Here is a 14285-nt window from a genome sequence, read left to right on the forward strand (position 1 = left end):
GGCATCCACCGCATCAGTTCACATGTTCGGTCGTTGTGCTTCTTCGCAGATCGCCTCGGCATCGTTCGCATCATTTTTCTGACGCTTGACGAACGGCTTCACGTAGGCAGGCGGAATAAGCCGGACGTCATGGCCGAGCTTGGCCAGCTCCCGACCCCAGAAATGCGCGCCTCCGCAAGCCTCCATCGCCACAGCGCAAGGCTGAAGCGTCGCAAAGAAATCCAACACCTGCGCACGTCGCAGCTTCTTTCTAAGCACGACCTGACCACGAGCATCAGCGCCGTGTACTTGGAACACATTCCTCGCCAGATCGAGTCCCACAGTGGTAATCTCCGACATAACCGCCTCCCAGAATGAATTGTTGTGATCCCACCTTGGCACAGAGATGACGTCGGGGGGCGGTTACATCATCAAGACCGTCTAGACGCCAAACGTGCCGGTGAGCTGGCAGTCCCGGCGCCTATAGCGGTGTCCAGTCTGCGCACCGTGGCTGAGGCTATGGCGGCAACGAACGATAAAGGCGTCGCGTTCTTCTTCGAAACTCGCCTCGATGGTGACGCGGACGCGCGCCCGAAGGCGATCCTCGATCAGGTCGAGCACGCGCTTTCCGGCCACGCGCGCAGCGTCGTGATTTTCAATTATGGCGTGATCTCCACGGCGGTTGCAGCCGCCGGTTAGATAGGTGTCAGTTCGCGCAAAAAATCCGCCGCCAATTCAGACCTTCAGCCACCTTTACCTAGGCAGTGGCTTGTGCCACTGATACCCACAGCAAACAGCCACACGTCTTGGGGAGAGGGGCGTCTGGTTCACAGGACCGCCGCCATGAACAAATCCCTTCCCCGCATTCCCAAATCAGGCTTCAAGGAAATCGCCGAGTTGGCGGGGGTGAGCGTCAGCACCGTTGATCGTGTGCTCAATGAGCGAGGCACAGTCTCGCCCGCGGCCCGCGCCAAGGTACTTGCGGCGGCGGGGCAATTGGACATCCGTCGCATACTGCCCGCGCTGGCGCAGCATCGCCGGATCGAGATCGTCATGCCGCAAAACGCCACGCCCTTCTGGCAGCAGCTGGACGCGGCGTTTCGCCAGCTTTCACATGATCTGGCCAAGGTCTTGACCTTGCACCGGACATTCTTGCCGCAAAATCGCCCGGATGACTGGATCCGCACCATCAGCTATCCGCATGCGCGCCGCGACGCGCTGATCATCGCCGCCGATGGCAAAGATGAATTCGCCCAAAGCCTTAGCCGCGCGGCGCATCGCGGTGAGGAGGTGGTGACCCTGACCACCCGCGTCGATGACGGGCTGCCCCACAGTGGGATCGACAATTTTTCAGCAGGGCAGATGGCAGGGCGGCTTTTGTATCGTGGATTGCCGCAGGGTGGGGATGTTCTGGTCCTGAAGGCGACCGATCGGCGCCGCGCGCATGATGAACGGGTCGCCGGGTTTTTGTCGATGGGCGCGCCGCGCGATGTGCATGTGATCACCACCCGCGAAAACCCCGAACGCACCCGCAGCGCACTGCGCGAACTGCTGCTGATGCGCGATATCGCCGGGATCTATACGACCGAATATTGCCCCATCGTGATGCGCGACATCTTGCGGGATGTGCCGCGCCGCCCCGTCTGGATCGGGCATGAGCAGACGCCCGAGATCACGGATTGCATCAGCGCCGATCTTTTGCAATTCTCGATCGATCAGGAACCAGAGGCCCAAGCAATCTGGGCGCTAAAGTTGGCCACGCGGGCCTGGGCTGATCTTGCCCCCTATTTCGCGCTGGCCCGGCCGCCGATGGCGCGGTTGCTGTTTCGCGAAAACCTTGGATAAAGCGCCCCGAGGATGTCTCCCCGAGGCGCTTTGGTTCAATGCGCTGCGCCGATCCAGGGCCCGGCGCCCAGATCCTGCCGCGCCTTGGCCACCATCTGCGGCGTCACGGGGGCGGCTGCGTTGCCGCCTGCATTGCGCAGATAGGTCAGCACCGCGGCGATATTGTCATCGGGCATTTTCCAGTCAAAGCGCGGCATACCCGCCGCCGTCTGGTTTTCATGGGTCATCACCCCCGGCGCGCCGGTCAGCACGGTGCGGATGAGGTTGACCGGATCCTCTGCATTAAGCGCAGCATTGCCCAATAGCGCCGGGATCATATTCGGGATGCCGCTGCCCGAGGGTACATGGCAGGCCTCGCATTGCGCCGAATAGACCTTAGCCCCCAAGACCATCACCGGATCATCGCTTGCTAGCGCCGCTGGCGGCTGCGGACCCTTCGCCGGCAGCGCCTTGAGATAGGCGGCGATCGCGGCCAGATCCTCATCCGTCAGATATTGCGTCGAATTTTCGATCGCCTCGGTCATCGGGCCCGAGGACACCGAATGATCATTGGCCCCGGTTTTAAGATAGGTCGCAATGTCCTGCGCGCTCCAGCGGCCAAGGCCGGTATGCGGATTGCCCGTCAGGTCGGGTGCATGCCAGCCGCCCAAGGTCCCGCCCGCCAAGGCGGCAGGCCCATCGCCGCCAAGCGCGTTTTTCGCCGTGTGACAGGCCGCGCAATGGCCCGGCCCCTCGACGAGATAGGCCCCGCGGTTGATCTGTTCGGACTGCGCCTGATCCGGCGCAAAAACATCTGCGTGGAAGAACAGCAGGTTCCACCCCGACAGCAACCAGCGCTGATTGTAGGGGAAGGGCAGTTGGTTTTCGACCACCGCATTCTGCACCGCCGGCACCGTCTGCATATAGGCCCATAGATCATCGATATCCGCATCGGTCATCTTCGCATAGGCGGTATAGGGCATCGCCGGATACAGGAAGCCGTGCCGCCCGATCCCATGACGGACAGCCGCGTTAAAGCGTTCCTCCGTCCAGTTGCCGATCCCGGTTTCTGGGTCGGAGGTGATGTTGGACGACAAGATCGCGCCGAAGGGCGTGTCCATCCGGTAGCCGCCCGCGAACGGCGCCCCGCCCTCGGGCGCGGTATGGCAGGCCACGCAATCGGAGGCACGCGCGATATATTCGCCGCGCGCCACCTTGGCGGCCAATGCCTCGCCTTCGGCCGGGGTCTGGGTCAACGGATAGCTGCGGGTCTGCGGTAGGATGGTGATCGCAAAGAACGCGCCCGCCCCCACCACGGCCAATGCGCCAAGAGCGCCGATAAACGTCTTCTTCATGGCATCCTCCTCAGCGCACCATCGACCCGGGGGCCTTCAGGTAGTCATTGATGATGTGGCGCGCGGTCCATAGCGTCAGTGCGCTCAGCGTCTCGGTCGGGTTATAGCCGCCGTTATTGGGATAGGAGGAGGCCCCTAGCACGAACAGATTGTGCGCATCCCAATGCTGCTGATAGCGGTTGAGCACCGAGGTCGCCGGATCCAGCCCCATCACCGCGCCGCCGATCGTGTGCGAGCTGTCATAGCCGGTGAAGGGCGAGTTAGGACGATCAGGGAACGAGATCGTCTCATAGCTCGACGCGCCGGTGGCCTTGCAGATCTCCTCGATCTTGCCGCGGATGAACGAGGACATCTTGCGGTCATTCTCGTTGTAATCGAAGGTCATGCGCAGAAGCGGCTGCCCATTCGCATCTTTATAGGTCGGATCAAGGGACAGATAGCTATCGCGATGCGAATAGGACGTGCCCTGCCCCTGAATTTTCGCATAGTTCTGATAGCTCTTTTGGAAGGCGGCCTTCCATTCAGAGCCCCATTTCTTGGTGCCCGGCGGCACTCGGTCGGCCATACCGATGGGCGTTCCCTGATCCGACAGCGCCTGAATCCCCGCCCCGCCCAAAAAGCCCAGCCCGGAATGGTCGAAGTTGTCGCCGTTGAAATCGTCGATCTGGGTCGACAGCGCCCCGGTCGAGATGAAGGGGTTCATGTATTCATCGTCGAAATACATGAAGCCATAGGACATGGTTTGGTAATTATACGCCCGCCCCAAAGTGCCTTCGCCGGTCGTCGGGTCGTATTGCGTCCCGATCTGCGAAAGCGCCAAAAGCCGCACGTTGTCCAGCTGATAGGCCGAAACGCAAACGATATCGGCGGGTTGCTGGCCGATATTGCCGTCGCTGTCCTTGAAGGTCACGCCAGTGACCGTCTTGCCATCGCGGGCCTTGTCGACGGTCATCACCGTGCATTCGGTCAGCAGGGTGAAATTCGGCCGGTCCATCAGCGCCGGGATCACGCAGATATTGGGCGAGGATTTCGAGAAGTTCCCGCAGCCATAGAACCCGCAATAGGTGCAGGGTGCCAGTTCGATCCCGAGCGCATTGCGATAGGCCGCGCCAATCGTTCCGGCCGGAATCGGGAAGGGATGATAGCCCATCGCCGTGGTCGTCTTGGCGAACAGATCGTTCCAATGCGAGCGCACCAGTGGCGGCGTCGGATAGGCGTCGCTGCGCGCCCCTTCGAACGGGTTGCCGCCCGGCATGATCTGCCCCTGCAGATTGCCCGCCTGCCCCGAGATGCCGCCGATTTTCTCGAACCGGTCATAGAAAGGCTCCAGCTCGTCATAGCTGATGCCCCAATCCTGCACGATCAGCCCCTCGGCCAGCTCCATATCGGCATAGCGCTCGCGCTTGCGCGTTGCCATTTCAAAATCCGACGGGTTGAAACGCCAGGAATTCGCCGCCCAGTGCTTGCCCGCACCGCCCACCGAGTAGCCCATCTGCCAGATATTCCAGTCGCGCCCTGGAAGGGCCGTCTGGCCGGGCGTGTTGCGGAAGGTCAGCGTCTCGACGCGCGGAGGTTTCGTGATCTCGCGGCGCACGCCATAGCGCAGTTCATCCGCGGCAATACCCGGCGGGAAATTGGCCGCGGTGGTTTCCCACGGGCCACGCTCGATTGCGACAACATTCAGACCCGCGCGGGTCAATTCCTCAGCCATGAGCGATCCGGCCCAGCCAAGACCGACGATCACCGCGTCGGCTTTGGGACGAGTATAATCCATTAGAAAATCCTTGAAACTTAAAGGCGACCAGCAAGGCTGACCGGCGGAATATCCAGCCGGCGGCCTTTCTTCTCAGCCACATCGCGGTAATCGTAACGCGCACCCGGAAAACCGATCATCTTCCAGCCGGCCATATCTTTGTTGCCGCCATAGATCGGATCGGCAAAGAAACCTTCTAGGGCATTGGCCAGCATCAGCGCAAAAAGCCGTTCGGATTTGATGGTCGGATAGCTATGGCGGCCTTCTTCCATCGCGCTCAGGTAACTATCCTGCTCTGCGGCCTCCAGCTCGGCAAAGGGCTTGCCGTGCAGTTCGCGGCAATGGGCATCCATCTCGGCCAAGCCCGTACGATAGATCTGCGCCGGCGCCAGCGGGTCCAGCTGCGTGCCTTGCTGCTCGGTGCCCGTGCGCAGCGGACCGGACTTATACATCCAATCGCCCTAACCATAGGCGCCGCCCAGTTGGTGGTCTAAAAACACCACACCTCTGGTCTGCGATGCGCTGGGGCTCAGGTCATCGGCCGGGATCAGCCGGTCGAAAATCGCCGTCAACTGCGTCACTTCGTCATCGTTCAGAAACACCCGCTTGGTGATATCCACGGGCTGAGGCGGCGCGGTCTGTTCGGCCAACCAGTTATGGCCTCCGGAAAAACTTTGGCGGCGGCGCCAATGGGACGAAACACGGCGGCAAGCGTTGCCGTCCCAATCATCACAAGCCCCGCTTTAAGTAGCTGGCGTCTTTGCATCTTTCCTGGCTCTCAATTGTGGCAGGGTAGAAATCAGGTCGTGTAGCGACCGTTTCAAAGCTTACTTATGATCCCTAATGCGCGATCCGAAAGACATGTTTCTGACGCGAATGCGTCAAGGTGTTATGGTGAGGTAGACCTAGCAACTGTATTTTTTCGGGAAGGCGTGAGGGTGGCTCAAAAATCATGGTAGAGGTCTTCGCGCGCGGAATACCAGACCACGCCACTGGGCCACCCTATCGCATCCCCCTACCCCGCCCGCGACCGCCGCGCAGGTCGCGCTGGCATGGGTCTTAGCCCAAGGCACCCATATCGTGCCCATCCCGGGGGCCAAGCGCATCGCGCATCTCGAGCAGAATTCCGCGGCGGCATCACTTGCGCTGAAGGCAGAGGATCTGGCCCTCCTGTCGCGGACCTTCGATCCTGCAGCGATTTCAGGCGGGCGCTATTCGGCTGCGATGGAGGCAATGGCCGAGAGATAGAACCTCACGCGATCACTGGCGCGCGCAATGGTGGCCGCCTCAGGTAACGAGCGCGGCCAGCCCCATCCACAGGCCCATCACGATCATCAGCAGGTTCTCGGTGAGAGAAACAAAGCCGAGCGGCACATTCGAACTGCCGCCGACACAGGCGCATTTCAATTCCCGCTTGTCTATATAGACCGCCTTGACCACACTCACCGCCCCGACACTCCCGATGAACAGGGCGACGGGGGCCGAAATCCAATTCAGCACCCCTGCCGTCATCAGGATACCGGCCAGTGCCTCGCCATAGGGATAGATCCTTGAATAGGGCACCCAGCGCTGTGCCAGAAGATCGTAATTGAGGAACATGGTCGAGAACCGCTCGACATCCTGAAGCTTCTGGATCGCCAGCACAAACATGGAGAGCGACAGGAACCATTGCAGACTGGCCCAGACCAGCACGGTTCCGTATTGATGCCATGCGAGCCCCAGCGCCAGAAGCGCACAGACCGAGAAGATCGCGATGACAGGACGATAGCTTGTATCGCTCTGCTCTTCCTTCGGCGGGTCAATCCCGAGAAAGACCCGCAGATCATCATGCCCACCGATCCGCTGGCCATCGATGAAGGTCTGGGGCGTCGTTTTCACCTGATGATCGCGTTTGAACGCCTCGGTCTCTTCCCTGCTCTTCAGATGGTGATCTTCCACCTCGAAGCCATGCCGCTCCAGCAGATCCTTCGACTTCAGCCCGAATGGACAGGTATGCTCAGGCATCACCATCCGGTAGAGCACAGCGGTCTTGCCTGTCATGTTGTCTCCTTTCGACGTCGATTTGATACCGAAAACCCAACGGCGCAGGGCCAGCCACCAGTTCCATGAAACTTCCGACAAAGCTGGAAATGGCGGCAAAACCCTTCGCTACATCGATCCGCTCGAGCGGGCACGACAGACCGAGACCATGCCCTGCCTCGCTATACGCAGCTGACCAATCACCTCTCGCCGATAGATCCTTGCGCCATTTCCAGCCGGATCCGGCTGAATTTTCAGCGCCTTGATCCGAGCACTCACCTGTCGGACAGGCAGCTTCAACCACTTGGCCAAGACTTTTGGAGTGACATAACAGGCCAGAAAGGCCTCCAAATCGTCCTGCGCTACCCGCTCAGGGTTCCGGCCCTGCGCATAGCTTTTCTTAACATTCGTCGACAAAAGCCCTGCGCCGATGATTGCCCGCATCTGTCGCGCATCCAGACCCAGCTTTAGGCGCGCCTCCTCAAGAGTCAGGTCTGCATTATCCTGTCTCTGAATGGCCTCCAAAACTTCGGATTTCATAATCCGCAGTTGACCCAGATGCGCAGACTCGCGTTCATAATAACTGCTTGGCAGCTGGCCGGATGTCAGAAATTGCAGAATCTGGCCCGCAGGGCAACGCAGGGTAAAAGCCGCATGCGACAGGCTGATGCCGCGCGAAGTGTTCTCCGCTTTCGCGACAACTGCCGCCTCGACCGAAGCGAGGAGGCGGTCCAGACCCGCCTTCGCATAATGGGGCATCTTCAGCGTCTCAGTTTTTACCGGCTTTAACAGGCCCTCCGCCACGATCGCATAGAACATCGCGACGCCGACCCCCAGATACTCCGCGCTTTTTTCCGAATTGAGACTACTTACGAGCACTTTAACATGCTGGCTTGCCGCAAGACCTTCCTGACCCATTTTTTCGAACGATCATTCCGTCTCGCCAACCGTTCAATACAGGCTTCCACTTGAGCGTCGGGCGATGCGTAGCGGACGCGATGCGCCAAGCCATAATGGATCTGGTTACCGATAAGGTACAGCATAATATCGCGAAACGGCGCGCGCTCTTGGGCCGCGATCGCCTGCAGCGCCCAAGAATGTATCCAGCTTTTTGCCAGCCGCATGGAATGTCGACCAAGGGCCGCATCAACCTCATCCAGTATCCGGCCCTTGCCGGCCAATGTCACGGCGAAGCCCAGGTCGACATAGTCCCGCTTCTGCGCCTCCGCCGCTGCATCCGGACGGATCATTCCCCCCGCCATGAACCCGCCCAGCCCCAGACACCATCGTTTGAGGATATCGATCTGTACCTCGGGCAACCAAGGGATCATCGGCCCATCCCCCGATAGCTGCGCCTGAGCCGCCGCGTCGAAGGTCGACACCTTCCGCTGAACAATCATATCTTCCAACCCGTACAGCCAGCGCGGCTCCAGCTGCAAACGCAATATATGATCATAGCAGGTCGTATGATCCGCGTAGGGCACCTCAACAAGGGCCACCCCATGCGTCTGGCAGGTCGTGAGGAACCGTGGCAGCCATTGCCATTTCAATGGCGGAAACGCATCAGAGCCATTGCCAGCAGTTTCCAGCCAGCAAACAGGGCATATCGCAAGATCGGACTTGCGGATGGACCGCGTGAGCAAGGGCTGTCCTCTGAGCACAGTCAGCTTCGCGCTTTCGCGCTGCGGACTGGCGTGGATCAAGGCACCCGCATCCGCCCCGATCAGCCCCGCAAGGCTTGTGATCTGCGCAGGGTCTCCTGCGCAGATCGCAGGTTTTTGCAAGCCCATCGCAGTACAGAACTCGGCGATGGTTCGGGAGGCATTGACCGCCGCATTACGGGAAAGCACAGAGAATGCCGGCTCGTCCATCCGGGCGGGCAAGGTGATCGGCAGACAGCGCAGCCTGGGGCTCAACTCCGTCATTCCCAGCCCTCCGGTCCATCGCCAAGATCGGTCGGGATCGCAAGGTAGTCCTGCGCGACAAAGGGGTTCATCTCGGGAAGGCAATCGAAGCGCTCGGAATGCGTCGTTTGGAAATGCGCAAGTTCCAGCCGTTCATTGCCCGCCACCAGCGCGGCTTTCACGGCTTGGAGGCTGATCTCGCATAGCTCCCTTAGCGCGTAATAGGACGCATGCAGAAGCCGCCGCGCAAAATCACGACTCGTCACACTCTTATCCATCCCGATCCCCACTTCTTCGCAATAGCGCGCCACAATCCGGATCGCCCGGGACGCATCGACCGCCGGATCGAGATCCGTCATATGAACAACATTGAACCGGCGCCTGAACTGCTGGTCCGAGTTCAAAAGCTCGGCGAAGGCCGGCGTGCCGATGAGGACAGGCAGCACCTGCCCTCTTTGGGGCTGCACGAGGGATTTGAGGGCATCGCGCATCGATTGCCGGTCTTTCTCGCCTGCCGCGCGCACATGCTGGATCTCATCCAGCACGATGATTTCGGTCGAAAGCCGCTCGATATACTCCACCACATATTGCCATATATCCTCGGCAGAATCACGCGCCTTGGGCGTCCAGCCATATTCCAGAGAAATCAGACCCCGCAGCTTGCGCAGGGTCACATCGTCGCGCAGCGAGACATAGATCTGGGCGCGGGGATACGCCCCGACTTTCGAGGCTGGCAGGCCCAGACTGGCGAGGGCGCGATGTACACTTGCGGTCTTTCCGGTGCCGCTCCTGCCAAGGATAACAACACCTCGAACATCCGCCGCATGCCCGAGTTCTTTCCCTGCGCGAAACGCGCGCAGGGAAGCCTCTATCTGACGCGCGATGCGCTGCGCGTCAGAGTGGTCGATGAATATGTCCCTGCGCAGGGACTGGATCTGCAGATCGACCTCATCCGGATGCGAGAGAAGCTTCATAGGTCATCTCCCCGCTGCCACCAGTCCGGATCGTCGTCCTGCGGGCCGTCTTCGGCGGGATCGTCGATCACCGACACGTCAGGATCATCGGCCTGCAATGGGGCATCAAAGGCCTCCTCAGGCGCATCGATGATGTATCCGATCCCGTCTTCTACCTGATCGAAGTCACCCAGATCGGGCACATCTTCCTCGATAACGGAGAGGCCCAGATAGAGTTCTTTTTCCAGCCGCTCGATCTCCTCGGTCGTCGCCTGCTGCGGTAGGACCCCCATGATACGTATGGCGTCATTGGCCCTAGCACGCATCGCCTCCAGCGCCTCCGCGATAATGTGTTGATGGAGCGCGGCCTGTGCCGCGTATCGCGGGCGCAGGATACGCCCCACGGCAATCCATTCATCCAGCCCGACACCACGGAAATTCTCGACACTGCAGCCGACCTCAGCCTAACCTGCTGGGTGAAGCAGCCGGTACATCCCATTAGCGGTCATTCGCCAGGTTCTGTGCTGCTGCAGCGCGGCTTCTCCTAAGCTGCCATTCGTGACATCACGCCGAAAGTTTAGATAATGAAGGCCCGCAGTAGGCGACATAATACCCGTTCGTTGTTGGCTTACCTGTTCTGCGCGAGCGCTTATGAGAATAGATATTTTGCATGATGGCAGTAAAAGTAGTTGACCATCACATCCTGATTGCTTATTTCCAGAAGTAGGAAATAAGCAATCAGGATGTGATGAAGACTTTTGATGATGCAACTACTTACCTGACGGCGCTTCAAGATCAGCCAAAACTGGCGATTATACCGATTTCTTTTGCCGCCGAGATCTTCAATCGGACCCCGCGAACTATCAAAAACTGGCTTCGTGACGGTAAACTGAAAGGGATTTCGATTGCTGGAGAACAATTTGTGCGTGCGAGGAGCCTTTATCAGATGATTGAGGAGCGTAATGAAACAGTTCTCGCAGTGAAAAAGCGATTGATTGAAATGCTTGTGGAAGGGCGAAATCACGTCTTTTATGCTGAGATTATGCAAGAATTTGGCTATGATTATAAGCTGAGCCCGGATCGCGATGAATTCGGCTGGATACTTGGTTACGTTAGCAGGTCGTCTCACATTGAGATGGAGAAAGAGCTTGGCAAAGGGCAAGGCGGCCTTCTTTCATCTATGGTATGGCGCAAAGACTTGGATTTTGTCGGACCCGGATATTGGGGGCTTGTTACGTCATTGGGATACGAAGAGCCCGATGATGATGACGCTGAAGAGTTCGTTTCTGCTCATATCCAGCGATGTGTTGAATACTACACTTAAGATTTGGTCATTCATGGCAGCTTTTCTCCGCAGAGCTGCCATTTTCGTTGGCTGCGGGACGCACCCGTTTCGCGCGACTCCTGCCCCGTCTCTTTCCGGTTCCATAACACCTGTTCGCGGTGAATGTTGGCTCTGGGCTCACCTTGTGGCGCAACGAAAATCTGCTTTATCTACGTTGGCCCGCAACAATCACGACTTCGGCACGTCCCGCCATCGGACTCGCCGTGCTTCTTCTGACTTGGATCGAGCCTTATCCATGGTCGAAAATCGGTCTGGATGTTCTTGTCTGAATTCCCGGAGGCAGATGCGAACTAACTCAGATAGGGAACGCCCGTAGTTTTTTGAGCCAGCTTGAAGCCATTCGTCTATGTCTTGATCGACTGTGATCGTGATCCTGTGCTTACTCATCGTCTTGACGCCTTAGATCAGCAATGGTTGCTACCGCGACTGCCAGTCCAAAAACAATTCCCATCTCTGATACTGTGCTCCCGCCGAGTGGTAGAAAGTAGAATACGTTCGGGAATAGCCCCTTGGCGACTGCAAGTAGCAGAAGCATGACACTGGCAATGGCAATGGCAATGGCAATGGCAATAAAATTCATGAGCGCCTCCATCTGAGCGCCCTTGTTGATAGCAGGAAAAAATAAACAGAAGGTTAATAGTGCATCACATGGCGTAGTTGAATCTGCGCCCACTTCGACCGGATCACACAAAGCAAATGAAGCACGTGAATTTCACACGCCATAAGCCTTTGGGATAGAAGAAGCGCTAGAGTGTGCGCAGGCCATCGTTTTGTGAACGCTCCTATGTTCAGCATCGACGCAGTGTAGAGCTTAATGAACGCAACCTACCCGCGACTCCGGCCCTTCTTTTTTCCGGTTCCATAACATCCATTCCACTACGAATGGCGGCTTCCATCTTGGCCAGGTGATCATTGCTCGCCTGCGGCGAAGGTCTGCTCCCCGCCCTTCTGGCCGCATGCTGCACTGCGTTGATTATCTTGCGACCTCTGGCAACCTTCGTGAGTGCATGCCCTTGGTCAAAAGATAATTTGGCAAAACGTCAGCTTCACGAATTCGGACTGCCCACCACCAACGGTGATCATGAACCGCAGGGCGAGCAAAGGTCGCCTAAAGCTATTCCCGATGACCAGATATCAGTTTTCCCCGAACAAGTTGCCAACTTAGGGCGAATAAGTTCCAATTTTGGGAGAACGCCACAATTTTAGGAAGGAGTTGGCTGGGGCGGTAGGATTCGAACCTACGGTGCGCGGTACCAAAAACCGGTGCCTTACCACTTGGCTACGCCCCAACTCTCTGTCAGTGAGGGGGCTTTTAGCCAAGCCGCTCGGAGGGTGCAAGAGGAAAAATCAGAAAAGATTTGTCGCCGCCCAAACTTTCGTGCAGGGAAGATCGCATGATGAGATTTGACGCAATAATCATTGGCGCTGGCGCCGCAGGCCTGATGGCCGCAATCGAAACCGGACGTAGCGGAAGGTCGGTCTGCCTGATCGATCATACCGCAAGACCGGGGGAAAAAATCCGAATCTCCGGCGGTGGCCGGTGCAATTTCACGAATCGCGAGCTCGACCATCTGACCGCCCGCGACCGATTCCTGTCACAAAACCCGCGCTTTGCCCTCTCGGCACTCTCGCGCTACAGCCCGCAGGACTTCATCACACGCCTCGACCGCGCGGGCATCGCTTGGCATGAGAAACACAAAGGCCAGCTCTTCTGTGACGGCAAGGCCTCGCAGATCGTCGACATGCTCACCCGCGACCTGCGCGAGGCCGGTGGCACGCTCAGCCTCGACACCACCGTCGAGACCATCACCCGCGAGGGCACCGACTTCCACGTCACCACCTCGCAAGGCCTCCTGACAGCCCCCAAACTCGTCATCGCCACGGGCGGCAAATCCATCCCCAAAATGGGCGCCACCGGCATCGGCTACAAGATCGCCGAGCAATTCGGCCTCTCGCTCACCGAAACCCGCCCTGCCCTCGTACCGCTCACCTTCGCGGAACAGGAGCTGGTGAAAACCAAACCGCTGGCCGGCACCGCCACCCCCGTCACCATCCAGCACAATAAGACCCGCTTCGACGAGGATCTGCTCTTCACCCATCGCGGCCTCTCGGGCCCCGCCATCCTGCAGATCTCGAGCTACTGGCGCGACGGAGACCCGCTCACCCTCGACCTCCTGCCGGGCCAGAACATCGCCCGACTGCTCGCGGATCAACGTCAGGAGAAAGGGCGCATGGCGCTGCATAACGCGCTGGCCCGATGGCTCCCTGAGAAGATCGCGGCGCTGGCGGTGGCCGAGTCGGGCCTGCAAGGCCGTCTGGCCGACCAAAATAACGCCAAACTCGAACACCTCGCCACCTATGTCCATCAATGGCAGATCAAACCGGTGGGCTCCGAGGGCTACCGCACGGCGGAAGTCACGCTTGGCGGGGTCTCCACCAAAGACCTCGACGCCAAAACCATGGAAGCCAAATCCCAACCCGGCCTCTTCTTTATCGGGGAAGTGGTCGATGTCACCGGCTGGCTGGGCGGTTACAACTTCCAGTGGGCCTGGGCCTCGGGCTTTGCCGCAGGCAAGGCCTAGACCGGCTTCCGCGCGAACGGAGGACGAAGGACGGGGGACGGGCCGCAGGCTGCGGTCTCCCGTCCGCCAGACCGCAGCCTGCCGGCCCCGCCCGACCATCAGGCCTGCTTGTAATCATACATGTAGATCTTGCGGATCGGCTCCAGAACCTCCCAGCGGCCACGCCACCCCAAGGGCATCATCAGCGCATCGCCCGGACCATATTCGGTATGGCGACCATCGGGCTGGACCACCCTCAGGCGGCCCTGCAGAAAATGGCAGAATTCCGACCCGCCCTCCATCTCCAGCTCGAACTGGCCCGCAGTGCACGCCCAAAGGCCCAGCTCCACCCGTCCGTCCGCACTGCTCCAGAGCGTTTTGGCGGCCTCGCTCATCCCCTCGGTCAGCGCCCCTTCCAGCGGGCTGAACGCGCCCAAATCCGTGGTCAGCGCATCGGGAAAGCTTTGAAAATCGATCATCATAAGTGTCCTGAAACCGGAAAAGATACCGCAGTGTCGATGAGGCCGCCGGACGACGCAAGCGCGATTCCACTCCGCCCGCGCGGCACGCAACCTGCGAAGGCAGACCACGA

At 59.2% G+C, this 14285-nt stretch carries 16 protein-coding genes, 1 tRNA gene and 1 pseudogene; 5 read left to right on the plus strand and 13 right to left on the minus strand.

Annotated features, from left to right (window positions below):
• Nucleotides 1-21: 21 nt before the first annotated feature.
• Nucleotides 22-339, minus strand: a pseudogene (locus WDB86_RS16845) (IS110 family transposase); the annotation flags it as partial.
• Between the two features lie 159 nt (nt 340-498).
• Between WDB86_RS16845 and WDB86_RS16850 the strand changes: the two are divergent.
• Both WDB86_RS16850 and WDB86_RS16855 read left to right on the plus strand, forming a co-directional pair.
• A complete protein-coding gene (locus WDB86_RS16850; RefSeq protein WP_341486071.1) occupies nt 499-678 on the plus strand; it encodes a hypothetical protein in 180 nt (59 codons plus the stop codon).
• A gap of 144 nt (nt 679-822) precedes the next feature.
• A complete protein-coding gene (locus tag WDB86_RS16855) occupies nt 823-1824 on the plus strand; it encodes a LacI family DNA-binding transcriptional regulator (protein WP_341486072.1) in 1002 nt (333 codons plus the stop codon).
• 35 nt (nt 1825-1859) lie between these two features.
• Here WDB86_RS16855 and WDB86_RS16860 read toward each other — a convergent pair whose 3' ends face one another.
• The 4 genes from WDB86_RS16860 to WDB86_RS16875 are packed head-to-tail and all read right to left on the minus strand — an operon-like array spanning nt 1860 to nt 5561.
• Nucleotides 1860-3158, minus strand: a complete 1299-nt coding sequence (locus WDB86_RS16860; protein WP_341486073.1) for a c-type cytochrome — start codon at nt 3156-3158, stop codon at nt 1860-1862.
• 10 nt (nt 3159-3168) lie between these two features.
• Entirely contained in the window at nt 3169-4932 is a 1764-nt protein-coding gene (locus WDB86_RS16865) for a GMC family oxidoreductase (RefSeq protein ID WP_341486074.1), read from the minus strand.
• Nucleotides 4933-4949: 17 nt separating this feature from the next.
• Nucleotides 4950-5363, minus strand: coding sequence for a gluconate 2-dehydrogenase subunit 3 family protein (locus tag WDB86_RS16870; RefSeq protein ID WP_341486075.1), 414 nt, complete (start codon nt 5361-5363; stop codon nt 4950-4952).
• 9 nt (nt 5364-5372) lie between these two features.
• Nucleotides 5373-5561, minus strand: a complete 189-nt coding sequence (locus tag WDB86_RS16875; protein WP_341486076.1) for a hypothetical protein — start codon at nt 5559-5561, stop codon at nt 5373-5375.
• 430 nt (nt 5562-5991) lie between these two features.
• On the opposite strand from WDB86_RS16875, the gene WDB86_RS16880 reads away from it, so the two are divergent.
• Nucleotides 5992-6159 carry a hypothetical protein gene (locus WDB86_RS16880; protein WP_341486077.1) on the plus strand — a complete coding sequence of 56 codons (168 nt, stop codon included), beginning with the start codon at nt 5992-5994 and terminating at the stop codon, nt 6157-6159.
• Nucleotides 6160-6198: 39 nt separating this feature from the next.
• Here WDB86_RS16880 and WDB86_RS16885 read toward each other — a convergent pair whose 3' ends face one another.
• The 5 genes from WDB86_RS16885 to WDB86_RS16905 all read right to left on the minus strand — a co-directional run bounded on the left by WDB86_RS16885 (nt 6199) and on the right by WDB86_RS16905 (nt 10191).
• Nucleotides 6199-6951, minus strand: coding sequence for a glutaredoxin family protein (locus WDB86_RS16885; RefSeq protein WP_341486078.1), 753 nt, complete (start codon nt 6949-6951; stop codon nt 6199-6201).
• Between the two features lie 108 nt (nt 6952-7059).
• On the minus strand, nt 7060-7848 hold the full coding sequence (locus WDB86_RS16890; RefSeq protein ID WP_341486079.1) for a hypothetical protein: 789 nt from the start codon (nt 7846-7848) through the stop codon (nt 7060-7062).
• The gene (locus WDB86_RS16895) at nt 7800-8855 is read right to left on the minus strand and encodes a TniQ family protein (RefSeq protein ID WP_341486080.1); all 1056 of its coding nucleotides are present in this window, start codon (nt 8853-8855) and stop codon (nt 7800-7802) included. The genes WDB86_RS16890 and WDB86_RS16895 overlap by 49 nt, the downstream gene beginning before the upstream one ends.
• Complete coding sequence (locus WDB86_RS16900) at nt 8852-9808, minus strand: TniB family NTP-binding protein (RefSeq protein WP_341486081.1); 957 nt, start codon at nt 9806-9808, stop codon at nt 8852-8854. The genes WDB86_RS16895 and WDB86_RS16900 overlap by 4 nt, the downstream gene beginning before the upstream one ends.
• Nucleotides 9805-10191: a hypothetical protein gene (locus WDB86_RS16905; protein ID WP_341486082.1), complete on the minus strand. Its 387-nt coding sequence runs from the start codon at nt 10189-10191 to the stop codon at nt 9805-9807. Before WDB86_RS16905 ends, WDB86_RS16900 begins: the two co-directional genes overlap by 4 nt.
• Nucleotides 10192-10535: 344 nt before the next feature.
• Here WDB86_RS16905 and WDB86_RS16910 point away from each other — a divergent pair, with 344 nt between their 5' ends.
• Nucleotides 10536-11111 (plus strand): hypothetical protein, encoded by a 576-nt coding sequence (locus WDB86_RS16910; RefSeq protein ID WP_341486083.1) that lies wholly within the window; start codon nt 10536-10538, stop codon nt 11109-11111.
• A gap of 400 nt (nt 11112-11511) precedes the next feature.
• Here WDB86_RS16910 and WDB86_RS16915 read toward each other — a convergent pair whose 3' ends face one another.
• Both WDB86_RS16915 and WDB86_RS16920 read right to left on the minus strand, forming a co-directional pair.
• The gene (locus WDB86_RS16915; protein ID WP_406737101.1) at nt 11512-11712 is read right to left on the minus strand and encodes a hypothetical protein; all 201 of its coding nucleotides are present in this window, start codon (nt 11710-11712) and stop codon (nt 11512-11514) included.
• 634 nt (nt 11713-12346) lie between these two features.
• Nucleotides 12347-12421, minus strand: a tRNA-Gln gene (locus tag WDB86_RS16920).
• Between the two features lie 105 nt (nt 12422-12526).
• Between WDB86_RS16920 and WDB86_RS16925 the strand changes: the two genes are divergently transcribed.
• Nucleotides 12527-13714: an NAD(P)/FAD-dependent oxidoreductase gene (locus WDB86_RS16925; protein ID WP_341486085.1), complete on the plus strand. Its 1188-nt coding sequence runs from the start codon at nt 12527-12529 to the stop codon at nt 13712-13714.
• Between the two features lie 98 nt (nt 13715-13812).
• Here the strand turns inward: WDB86_RS16925 and WDB86_RS16930 are convergent, their stop codons facing one another.
• The gene (locus tag WDB86_RS16930) at nt 13813-14175 is read right to left on the minus strand and encodes a cupin domain-containing protein (RefSeq protein ID WP_330629494.1); all 363 of its coding nucleotides are present in this window, start codon (nt 14173-14175) and stop codon (nt 13813-13815) included.
• Nucleotides 14176-14285: the final 110 nt, after the last annotated feature.

The organism is Thioclava sp. GXIMD4215 (assembly GCF_045291555.1).
In the GTDB taxonomy this organism is placed as follows: domain Bacteria; phylum Pseudomonadota; class Alphaproteobacteria; order Rhodobacterales; family Rhodobacteraceae; genus Thioclava; species Thioclava litoralis.